Below are 10,614 nucleotides of genomic sequence, written 5' to 3'. Positions count from 1 at the left end.
ACATCTTAACAGTTTTAAAAATTGGAAATTACCTATATACCCTCCTCTTTACATTTTGTATAATAAAAGGGAATTACTTAACAAGGAGGAAAATAATGACACAAAATATTTCACAAAGCGAGAGGATACACTCCATCGACATTATTAGAGGGATAGCTGTACTAGGTATTTTTCTTGTTAACTGGCCTGTTATCGCTGGGATTGACTCACGTGATCTTTCAGGAGTTTATGAGGGGCTAGATAGCTATATCCGTCTATTTTACGATATGTTTATTCAAACAAAGTTTTATACTATCTTTTCGTTTTTATTCGGCCTAGGCTTTTACATTTTTATGACTCGTGCTGAAGCGAAAACAGATCGCCCAAAAACTTTATTTGTTCGTCGCTTACTTATTTTATTATTATTTGGTTTCTTACATTACGTTCTTTTATGGGACGGAGACATTTTACATACTTATGCAATCGCTGGATTTTTCTTATTTTTATTTTATAAGAGAGAACCTCGTACCATTTTAATATGGGCAATCGTTTTATTAAGTATTTTTCAATTCATTATGCTACTGGCTGGTATTACGGTTGCATTATTACCAAAGGAAGAGTTAGGGTTTTCCTTACCTATCATGCCATTGGAAGACTGGGTGTCACAAATACAAAATCGTTTCCATGCATTTTATGCCGATGGAATTGTATTAAATGCACTCATGCTCCCAGAAACAGTTGGGCTATTTTTACTCGGTCTATACGCCGGCAAAAAGGATATTTTCCGCCGCACGAAAGAGTTAGATCCAAAGCTAAAAAAATGGCAAATTATTATGTTCATTTTAACATTACCAATGTGGTTCTTCATGATCCGTTATTTCTTATCAAAACCATCTTATGAACCAATTTATATGCAAGTCTTTACAATGTTTAGTGGAAAAACATTATTCATATTCTACATTTTCACGCTCATGCGTTTATTACAAAAAGAAAGATGGCAAACATTATTACGTCCGTTCCAGTATGTTGGTCGAATGGCGTTAACAAACTACATTTCACATACGATTGTTACATTACTTGTATTCGGACTATTGTTCAAAAATGATTATCTTGCTCCATTATGGGTAGGTCCTCTATTTTGCATTAGTTTCTATACGTTACAAATCTTTATTAGCCACTGGTGGCTGTCACGTTATCAATACGGGCCACTTGAGTACATTTGGCGTCTTGGTACGTACGGGAAAATGATGCCACTTAAAAAGAAAAGCAAGGTCTCATAACGAGACCTTGCTTTTTTATGCTTCTCTTACTGCACTTTGCATCGCTACAGGCTCTTCTTTTACTTTCACTTTACGCTGCGGCACCATATTAAATACGATATTTAAAAGTACTGCTGAAGCACTTCCAAGTACAATTCCGTTATCTGTTAAAATACGAATGTTTTCAGGAAGTTGTGAGAATAATGTAGGGACAACTGTAACCCCAAGCCCAATTCCGACAGAACATGCAACGATTAATAAGTTTTCTTGTTTACCAAAATCAACGCTACTCAACATTTTAATACCATATGCCATTACCATACCGAACATCGCTAACATCGCCCCGCCAAGTACGGATTTCGGAATAATTGTTGTAATAGCTGCGATTTTAGGAATGAATCCAAGAACGATTAACATACCACCACAAGTATAAATAATAACGCGATTTCTTACTCCAGTTAATTGAACAAGTCCTACGTTTTGAGAGTATGTTGTATATGGGAACGCGTTGAAAATACCACCTAACACCATCGCTAATCCTTCTGCGCGATAGCCTTTTGTTAATTCTTTTTCACCGATCTTTTTATTGCAAATATCAGATAATGCGAAATATACACCTGTTGCTTCTACAATCCCTACGCAAGCAACTAAAATCATCGTAATAATTGGCGTTAATTCAAATGTTGGTGTACCGAAGTAAAATGGCTGAATACCGTGGAACCAATCAGCTTCTCCAACCGCTTGCAAAGTTACTTTCCCCATAAATGCTGCAACGATTGTACCGAACAATAGACCTAGTAAAATAGAGATTGAACGAATAAATCCGTCAAAGAAACGATACATAATGATGATAAATAATAATACACCAAATGCTAACGCTAAATTTTCAAGACTACCGAAATCTTTACTTCCTACTCCTCCAGCCATATCATTAATTGCTGCTGGAACAAGTGTAACTCCAATTACGGTAACGACAGATCCTGTTACGACAGGTGGAAACAGTTTTACAAGCTTTCCAAATAATTTCGCAAAAATAACAACGAATAACCCGGCAGCAATAATCGCTCCATAAATAGAAGACACGCCGTATTGTTTCCCGATTGCAATCATCGGCCCAACCGCTGTAAATGTGCAACCAAGTACAACGGGAAGTCCAATACCGAAAAAGCGATTTGATAATGCTTGTAAAATTGTCGCAACGCCGCACATTAATAAATCAATCGAGACTAAATATGTTAACTCTTTTTGATTTAAACCAAGTCCGCCGCCCACAATAAGCGGAACGATAATTGCGCCAGCATACATCGCAAGCATATGCTGCATACCAAGCGATGCGATTTTAAATGGATGTTGCTTCATCGTTTATTTCACCTCCGCAGTTTCTTGCTGTACAAATGTAACTGTGCCGTTATCAAGTGATGCAATTTCTGCTAGTGACTCAACACGAACTCCTTGTTCACGAAGCTTCTTTCCTCCATCTTGAAATGCTTTTTCGATAACAATCCCAATTCCTGCAATACTTGCTCCTGCTTGCTCTACTAAACTCATTAAACCTAAAGCAGCCTGACCATTTGCTAAAAAGTCATCGATAATTAAAACACGATCATTTTCATCGATATGATTTCGAGATAATGAAATTTCATTCGTTTCTTGTTTCGTAAATGAATATACGTTTGCAACGTACATATTATCTTGTAACGTTAACGATTTACGTTTTCTTGCAAAGATTACTTTTACACCAAGCTCTAATGCAGCCATAACTGCTGGTGCAATGCCTGAAGATTCAATCGTCACGATTTTTGTAATGTTCTCTTCTTTAAAACGTTTAGCAAATTCTTTTCCGATCTCTTGCATAAGTACTGGGTCAATTTGATGATTTAAAAATGCATCTACCTTTAATACGTCACCAGATAAAACCTTTCCTTCGTTCAAAATCTTTTCTTGTAATACTTTCATGTTTGTTCCCCCTCTTATGCAATAAAAAACTCCAAAAGCCGCCACCACTCGTTACAAGTGAGAGACGCGCTTTTGGAGTTTCGCAAAAAAGAATGCTAAACAAGCAAATATATTCGTCCTCACTCATAGTCAAAGTATTTACGGTACTTCGGTAGAAACTTGCAGGCCATATCCCCGCGATTATATGAGTGTAGCTAACTATTTATTTTATAGATGGATTATAACGCACTTTTTATACTTTGAAAAGCATTTCTTAATAAAACACGTACAAATTTTATAAAAACATCATTTTTGTTCGAGTTTTGTAAACTCTTACATATTATTTCAAAGTGTCGTTAAAATGATTGGCCCATCTTTTGTAATCGCAATTGTATGCTCATATTGCGCTGATAATTTCCCGTCCATCGTTCTTGTAGCCCATCCATTTAAATCTACTTTCGAATATCGCATACCTACATTGACAATAGGCTCAATTGTAATTACCATTCCTTCTTGTAGTTCCGGCCCTTGTCCTTGTTTCCCAAAATGAAAAATTGCTGGTTCTTCATGAATCTCTTTACCTATTCCATGTCCCGTAAAGTCTCTTGCGACAGAAAAACCTTCATTTGCTACATAACTTTCAATCGCATAGCCAATATCTCCTACATGATTACCTATTATCGCCTGATCAATTCCTTTATACAATGCATTCTCAGCTACTACCAATAACATTTCTGCTTCTTCAGAAACATTTCCAACTCTATACGTCCAAGCAGAATCTGAAAGACCACCATTTAAGTTTACTACCATGTCAATTGTTACAATATCACCCTCAGTTAAAGAAACATCCGCCGGAAACCCATGACACATTTCATCATTTACAGATGCGCATATCGCATATGGATACCCGTTGTAACCTTTCTGTTCAGATGTTGCACCATGTTTTTTTAAATATACTTCAACAAACGTATCAATTTCTTTTGTCGTAATACCTGGTTTCATCATTTTGGCAATTTCCCTATGACATGAAGCAAGTAATTTCCCAGATTCATGCATCAAATCTATTTCATTTCTCGTTTTAATTGTAATCATTCTACCTCTCCTTGCTAAACCTGCTATTTGCTACTAAAGTTCAATCATACACATCCTCTGTCAAAATTTCAAAACTCTCAATTACAACAAGTACAAAAATATGTATCCTATACTTCTAATTCAAAATAAAAAAACAGAAGATCCCCTCTGTTTCTTAATCATTTTTACATATATAATTCATTTTCAAAAACTCAAAACAACTACCGTTCGTTTTCTGGATAAACGTTCCAACAGCTTCAAATCCCGCTCTTTTATACACTTTAATTGCTCTCTCATTACATGTCGCTACTGATAGTGTTATATAATTGCAACCATATTTTTCTTTACTAAAATCTAGTCCAGCGTTTACGAACTGTAAACCAAATCCATTTCCAGTTATATCAGGTCTCATTCCAAGACCTATATCAACCGTTCTATCATTTATTTTACAAACAGTAAAAAAGCCAATGAGATTGCCATTTTCCTGTACAGAAAATGTATGATTTCCTCTACTCTCATCATGTAAAAACTCAGCTAAATCTTCTTCATCTGCCTCTATATCATAAAAAGAATATTCCCCTTCATAATGCCAGTTATATGCAATTTCTTCCGCTTCTTCTTGCGTCATTACTGTATATGTATAAGCCATTCTTCTATCCCCCTTGAAAAAAAGAGCTGCAATTAAGCAGCTCTTTTTTTATAACCCATAAATTTCTTTATACTTCTCTTCTAAATAATCTGCTAAGTAGTTTGCATTTAATCCTTCACCTGTCACATCTTCTAAAATTTCAAGTGGCTTTTTCGTTTTACCGTATTGGTGAATATTTTCTGTTAACCATTCACGAATTGGTGTTACATTTCCTTCTTCTAATAATGCATCAAAGTTCGGAATGTCTTTTAACATTCTTTGCTTAAATTGCGCTGCATACATATAACCAAGCGCATAAGATGGGAAGTATCCAAATGAACCACCAGCCCAGTGAACATCTTGCAATACACCTTGCGCATCGCTTTCCGGACGAATTCCTAAATATGCTTCCATCTTATCATTCCAAGCCGCTGGCAAATCCTTCACTTGTAATGTACCATCAAATAATTCTTTCTCAAGTTCATAACGAACCATGACGTGAAGCGGATATGTAAGCTCATCTGCTTCTATACGAATGAACGATGGCTTCGATTCGTTAATCGCATCATAAAATTCATCTACTGATATATCATTGAATTGACCATCGCTATACTCTTTTAATAAATCATAATTTTTCTTCCAGAATGATTTATTACGACCGATAAAGTTCTCAAAGAATAATGATTGTGACTCATGAATACCCATAGAAGTTCCACTACATAGCGGTGTACCTTCGAATTTCTCTGCAATATTTTGTTCATATACAGCATGGCCACATTCATGAATTGTTCCAAACACTGCCATACGGAAATCTTTTTCATCATAGCGTGTTGTAATACGAACGTCCCCTCTATTTAATGTAATCTCAAATGGATGTACCGTTTCATCAAGACGACCTGCTTCAAAGTCATAATTCAATTGCTTTAATAACTCTAATGTAAAATTCTTTTGTTTTTCTTTTGAAAAATGTTCTGATAAAGCATTTGTCTTTAATCTCTTTTGTGACTCCGATATTTCTTTTACGAGCGGAACGATACGCTCACGAAGTTGACCAAATACGTGGTCTAACACTTCTACTGTAATACCTGGCTCATACATATCTAATAATGTATTATATTTATATGTTTCGTAACCCCAATATGTAATGAATTTCTTTTTAAATTCAACTATTTGTTCTAAATACGGACGGAACATTTCGAAATCAGATTTTTCCCGAGCTTCTTCCCACACACTTTCCGCTTTCGCTTCTAATTTCACATACGCCTCGTATTCCGCTTGTGGAATTTTCTTATTTCTATCATATTCTTTACGACACTCTTCAACCATTTTCTTCGTCGTTTCAGAAAGTTTATCTTCACTTATTAAAGCTTCAAGCTCTGTTAAATAATTTCCCATCTCACCTGAAGTCGACATGACAAACACTTCTGATGAAAGCATACCAATTACTTCTGAACGCTGGTCTACACCTTTTTTAGGCGCACCTGTTCTTAAATCCCAAAACATTAAGCTTAATGCTTCCTCGTAATTTTGTATCTTCTTCACATATGTTAAAAATTGTTTTTCTACTTCATATGTAGCTACTGTCATCGTATAAAACCTCCCTTTTCTACCTCCAACTTAATTCGACATGGAACTCTAAATCCCTTTTATAATAGAAAAAAAGCTTGGCAAGCGCCAAGCTTTTTCCTTATAATTCTTTACCTTCTACTGGTAGTACGTTTTTCACCGCTTCTATCACTTTCTCATCTTCTGTATCAGATAAGAAGATTGATATAGCCCCTTTATCGTCGCTCGTACGAATTAAACGTCCAATCCCTTGACGAAGACGTAAAATCATATATGGTACATCTACATCCCAGAATGGATCATTTACATGTTTACGCTTCGCTTCAAACACAGGATCGTTTGGAGGGAATGGTAATGACCAAATGATAACATGTGATAATGATGAACCAGGAATATCTAAACCTTCCCATAAATGAACGGCACAAAGTACAGTCTCTTCTTCATTTTGGAAACGAGAAACGAGCTGACTAATTTCTTGATCCCCTTCATATAGGAATGGAACGGACATTTGTTCTTTACTTACATATTCTTTAAACGCTGCAAGTTCTTGTGTTGTACGGAATAATACAAGTGTACGTCCATTTGTTTTCTGTATATTTTCAAGTGTATATTGACACTTTCTTTCCCATTCATTTTCTTTCGTATGCGATAGTAAATTTACTGCCATTTGCTCCTCATAATCAAACGGTGAGGCAACTGAGAATGATAAGTAATCTTTTACCCCTAGACTATTTGCTGTAAATGCGAATGAATCGTTGTTAGATAGTGTAGCAGAAGAGAAAATATACGGGATTTTCTTCGAGAATACTTTCTCTTGTAATACTTCTTCAACTGCACGTGGCATAATCACTAACGTGAAGGCTCCATCACCTTCTTCGCCCCATGTAATTACATTTTTCTCGTGCATGAACAGACGAAGTGAATGTTCTAATACATCTAAATGTTCATCAACGATATTTAAGTCATACGTGTTTACTGTATGCATTTCACTTTCAAATACTAATGCATCACCGACTTCACCAATTTTCGCATAAAGTCTCTTCGCTTCTGCTGTTACTTTTTCTGTCACAGTAATTTCTAAACGATCAGAACCGGCGATTTCCTTTTTATTTTCTTTTAACACATCAAAGAATCGCTCTGTTTGCCAAATTGTTTCTTCTACTAAATGCGCAAACTCTTCACGAATATCGTTTTGCAACAATCTTGTTAAAAGTTGCTCCATCATCGTTTGCTTTAAACGATATGTTAAAGCTTTTTGAGCTGCATATTCTACAAGATGTCCTTCATCGAATACAACGCAGCTACTTTCAGGTAATAATGGAATTTGCCCTTCACGCTTACGAGCATCGTACGTCCAAATATGATCCATGTAGAAATCTTGAGAACAAATAATTAAATCTGCCGCTTTACGATAATGTTCACGAGAAAGAGTTTGACCACAACGATGACGAGAATCACAAGTGAAGCAATCTTGGAAGTAATCCCAATTTACTTTTGACCATTCCTCATCATTTAAAAGTGGAAATTCTTTTCTGTCACCGTAGTGAGTAAAGTTTTGCATCGTACCATGATCGAATACAAACTGTGGTAATTCGTAGTATACATCTTCAATTACTTCCGGAGCTCGTCCACTCATAACATCTTCAAGTTTACGTAAACATAAATAATTATCCATTGATTTCGCAAGTCTAACATCAACAGATAGTCCTAATGCTTCAGATAACTTAGCAATGTCCCCTTCTTCTTTCACAAGCTGCTCAATTAACGTTTCATCAGCACAAGCGATAATAGCTGGTTTTCCTGTATAACGTGCATAGCAAATCGCATATAGAAGATATACAATTGTTTTCCCTGTTCCTACACCCGCTTCTGCGAACATTACTTTCTTTTCTTGGAAAGCACGCTCTAATTGAAACGCCATAAAAATTTGTTCATCACGCTCTTCAAAGCCTTTTTCCGGAAGGATATCGTAAAACACATCTCCAATCCATTCATTCAACTTATCATAAAAATTATCTTGTTTTCCTACTTCAAATGGTAATCTCTTCTCAGTAAACATCCTTAGCCTCCAACCAAAAAGTTTTTCTATAAAAAGATATAGCAACTGCTACTCATATGTGTGCAGCCACTTTCCCCTGTTGCCATACATAGAAATACACGAAAAAAAATTTTCCTTTCGAAAAAGGAAAATTTTTTTCTATATTAATGACTTTAAATACCGTTTATCAATCGCTGTTTCGTGTGAAAGAGCTGACAAATATTCTTCTTGTGCTTTTTGTATTTCATCTACAATCGCACCTTGGCTATCCACTTCTTTCCCGATCTCATCATACGTACGATGAATAGCTTTTTGAATCATCGATAATTGGAAACTATCCATATCACGTCCTCCTTTACGCATTACATAATAGCCAGTATATGCGCGCTGGAGGAGTTTTATACTATGAATTACGCGGTGGACGTTTTCCAAAGTATTGGTAGTAATCTGTACGGATAAATCCATTAAATAGTTTACGTTTCTTCGATGCATCTTTTCCATAACACTTTTCAAATGCTTCGTAGCTTGTTAATACATACGCTGACCATGTGTCTAATGGGCGGAATACTTGTCCCATTTCTTTGTACAATTGTTCAACGAGTGCTTTTTCACTTAAACGTTCTCCGTATGGAGGATTCGTTACAACATATCCATAATCCTCTTTTGTCGTGAAATCTTTTACTTGCATTTGTTTAAATGTGATTAAATCACTTAAACCTACTTCTTCAGCGTTGTCTTGAGCAACTCGGATCATACGATGATCGATATCTGATCCAATAATTTGTAGTGGTTGATTATAATTCGCTAAATCTTCAGCTTCTTGACGAGCTTCACGCCAGTTTTGTTTACCAACCCAGCCCCACTCATCTGATGCGAAGCCACGGTTAAATCCTGGTGCAATATTTTGTCCAATTAATGCTGCTTCAATCGGAATTGTACCTGATCCACAGAAAGGATCCACGAAAGGACGATCCGGCTTCCAGTTTGTTAACTTAATTAAAGACGCAGCCAATGTTTCTTTTAATGGAGCTTCCCCTTGATCCATACGGTATCCACGTTTATGAAGTCCAACACCACTTGCATCAATTGTTAATGTTGCAATATCCTTGAGCATTGCGATCTCAATACGGAATAACGGACCATCTTCTTCAAACCAAGTTGTACGTTTATATGTTGTTTTTAATTTTTCAACGACAGCTTTTTTAACGATACGTTGGCAATCTGAAACACTGAACAACTCAGATTTTAACGATTTACCAATTACAGGGAATTCTCCGTTCTCTGGAATATAATCTCCCCAGTTTAATGCTTTTGTTTTTTCAAACAGCTCATCAAATGTTGTCGCTTTGAATTCGCCAACTTTAATTTTCACACGGTCCGCAGTACGTAACCATAAGTTCGTGCGACAAATCGCCTTTTCATCTGCTTCAAATGTTACTTTGCTATTTTCCACTTGGCATTCATAACCAAGATCACGAACTTCTCGGGCAACTAACGATTCAATACCCATTGCCGCTGTTGCAATTAAAGTAACTTTTCCCATTTGCATTCACCTCTTATGTATAGTTAAACAATAATTAATAGCAATTTGTCCTATTAATCATTACATTTTACGAAGAATTTTCTCATTAACCATTTTAACTCATAATTTATAACTTCATACAAATAAAAAGCCCTCCTCTAACAAAGGAGAGCTGAGTTATTTCATAGTTGGTTCATAACGTTCTGTAAGCCATGTTCTGTTCCTTTGTACTGCAAACGGCCCACGCCTCGTACTCCGGTGGCAATCATCTATCTACAGGTTATACAACCTGTCCTTTCCCATCGTTCATTTCCTTGGAAAAGATTCCCCTACCATTATTTGGGTTTCTCGCTCGCGGGGTTTACCTCGTTCCACTCCTATCATTTCTTCAAGGACTTCGTCACTGTGGCACTTTAAAGGTAGTCAAACCATATCCGAAAGGACTTAGGTTTTTTCCCTGCCGTTAAACCAGCCTTACAGCCAGAATACCCTAGCTTATGAATTGGCTAGGCACGAACACTACAGCCATCTCAGGCCGTGCGAGCATGGACTTTCCTCTACAACGTTGGCGTTGCAGCGATTACCCAAACGTTATGACATCCATTAGTATAGTGGA

At 36.4% G+C, this 10,614-nt stretch carries 9 protein-coding genes, 1 other RNA gene and 1 riboswitch; of the genes, 1 reads left to right on the top strand and 9 read right to left on the bottom strand.

Annotation, left to right across the window (positions count from 1 at the left end):
* Positions 1–95: 95 nt before the first annotated feature.
* Complete coding sequence (locus J0835_RS07985; protein WP_087980014.1) at positions 96–1,259, top strand: DUF418 domain-containing protein; 1,164 nt, start codon at positions 96–98, stop codon at positions 1,257–1,259.
* Positions 1,260–1,274: 15 nt separating this feature from the next.
* Here J0835_RS07985 and pbuX read toward each other — a convergent pair whose 3' ends face one another.
* From pbuX to rnpB, 9 genes are all read right to left on the bottom strand, one after another.
* The gene (pbuX, locus tag J0835_RS07980) at positions 1,275–2,597 is read right to left on the bottom strand and encodes a xanthine permease PbuX (protein ID WP_087980013.1); all 1,323 of its coding nucleotides are present in this window, start codon (positions 2,595–2,597) and stop codon (positions 1,275–1,277) included.
* A gap of 3 nt (positions 2,598–2,600) precedes the next feature.
* Positions 2,601–3,194 carry a xanthine phosphoribosyltransferase gene (locus tag J0835_RS07975; protein WP_000866483.1) on the bottom strand — a complete coding sequence of 198 codons (594 nt, stop codon included), beginning with the start codon at positions 3,192–3,194 and terminating at the stop codon, positions 2,601–2,603.
* A gap of 106 nt (positions 3,195–3,300) precedes the next feature.
* Positions 3,301–3,402: riboswitch (purine riboswitch) on the bottom strand.
* Positions 3,403–3,518: 116 nt separating this feature from the next.
* Positions 3,519–4,265, bottom strand: coding sequence for a type I methionyl aminopeptidase (locus tag J0835_RS07970; RefSeq protein WP_087980012.1), 747 nt, complete (start codon positions 4,263–4,265; stop codon positions 3,519–3,521).
* Positions 4,266–4,419: 154 nt separating this feature from the next.
* Positions 4,420–4,893 carry a GNAT family N-acetyltransferase gene (locus tag J0835_RS07965; RefSeq protein WP_087980011.1) on the bottom strand — a complete coding sequence of 158 codons (474 nt, stop codon included), beginning with the start codon at positions 4,891–4,893 and terminating at the stop codon, positions 4,420–4,422.
* Positions 4,894–4,941: 48 nt separating this feature from the next.
* Positions 4,942–6,459 carry a carboxypeptidase gene (gene ypwA / locus J0835_RS07960; protein WP_087980010.1) on the bottom strand — a complete coding sequence of 506 codons (1,518 nt, stop codon included), beginning with the start codon at positions 6,457–6,459 and terminating at the stop codon, positions 4,942–4,944.
* Positions 6,460–6,559: 100 nt separating this feature from the next.
* Positions 6,560–8,497 carry an ATP-dependent DNA helicase gene (locus tag J0835_RS07955; protein ID WP_087980009.1) on the bottom strand — a complete coding sequence of 646 codons (1,938 nt, stop codon included), beginning with the start codon at positions 8,495–8,497 and terminating at the stop codon, positions 6,560–6,562.
* 138 nt (positions 8,498–8,635) lie between these two features.
* Positions 8,636–8,818, bottom strand: coding sequence for a DUF3921 domain-containing protein (locus tag J0835_RS07950; protein ID WP_000376887.1), 183 nt, complete (start codon positions 8,816–8,818; stop codon positions 8,636–8,638).
* A gap of 61 nt (positions 8,819–8,879) precedes the next feature.
* Positions 8,880–10,019, bottom strand: a complete 1,140-nt coding sequence (locus J0835_RS07945; protein WP_087980008.1) for a THUMP domain-containing class I SAM-dependent RNA methyltransferase — start codon at positions 10,017–10,019, stop codon at positions 8,880–8,882.
* A 180-nt stretch (positions 10,020–10,199) separates the two neighbouring features.
* Positions 10,200–10,590, bottom strand: an RNA gene (gene rnpB / locus J0835_RS07940) — RNase P RNA component class B.
* Positions 10,591–10,614: the final 24 nt, after the last annotated feature.

This window comes from Bacillus cereus group sp. Sample62 (assembly GCF_036851315.1).
In the GTDB taxonomy this organism is placed as follows: domain Bacteria; phylum Bacillota; class Bacilli; order Bacillales; family Bacillaceae_G; genus Bacillus_A; species Bacillus_A wiedmannii.
The sequence above is the reverse complement of the archived record's forward strand: the minus strand, read 5'-3'. Positions and strand labels throughout refer to the sequence as shown.

Coding starts and splice junctions, on each gene's coding strand:
- J0835_RS07985 (WP_087980014.1), top strand. CDS start 96: ATGACACAAAATATTTCACAAAGCGAGAGGATACACTCCATCGACATT.
- pbuX (WP_087980013.1), bottom strand. CDS start 2,597: ATGAAGCAACATCCATTTAAAATCGCATCGCTTGGTATGCAGCATATG.
- J0835_RS07975 (WP_000866483.1), bottom strand. CDS start 3,194: ATGAAAGTATTACAAGAAAAGATTTTGAACGAAGGAAAGGTTTTATCT.
- J0835_RS07970 (WP_087980012.1), bottom strand. CDS start 4,265: ATGATTACAATTAAAACGAGAAATGAAATAGATTTGATGCATGAATCT.
- J0835_RS07965 (WP_087980011.1), bottom strand. CDS start 4,893: ATGGCTTATACATATACAGTAATGACGCAAGAAGAAGCGGAAGAAATT.
- ypwA (WP_087980010.1), bottom strand. CDS start 6,459: ATGACAGTAGCTACATATGAAGTAGAAAAACAATTTTTAACATATGTG.
- J0835_RS07955 (WP_087980009.1), bottom strand. CDS start 8,497: ATGTTTACTGAGAAGAGATTACCATTTGAAGTAGGAAAACAAGATAAT.
- J0835_RS07950 (WP_000376887.1), bottom strand. CDS start 8,818: ATGGATAGTTTCCAATTATCGATGATTCAAAAAGCTATTCATCGTACG.
- J0835_RS07945 (WP_087980008.1), bottom strand. CDS start 10,019: ATGGGAAAAGTTACTTTAATTGCAACAGCGGCAATGGGTATTGAATCG.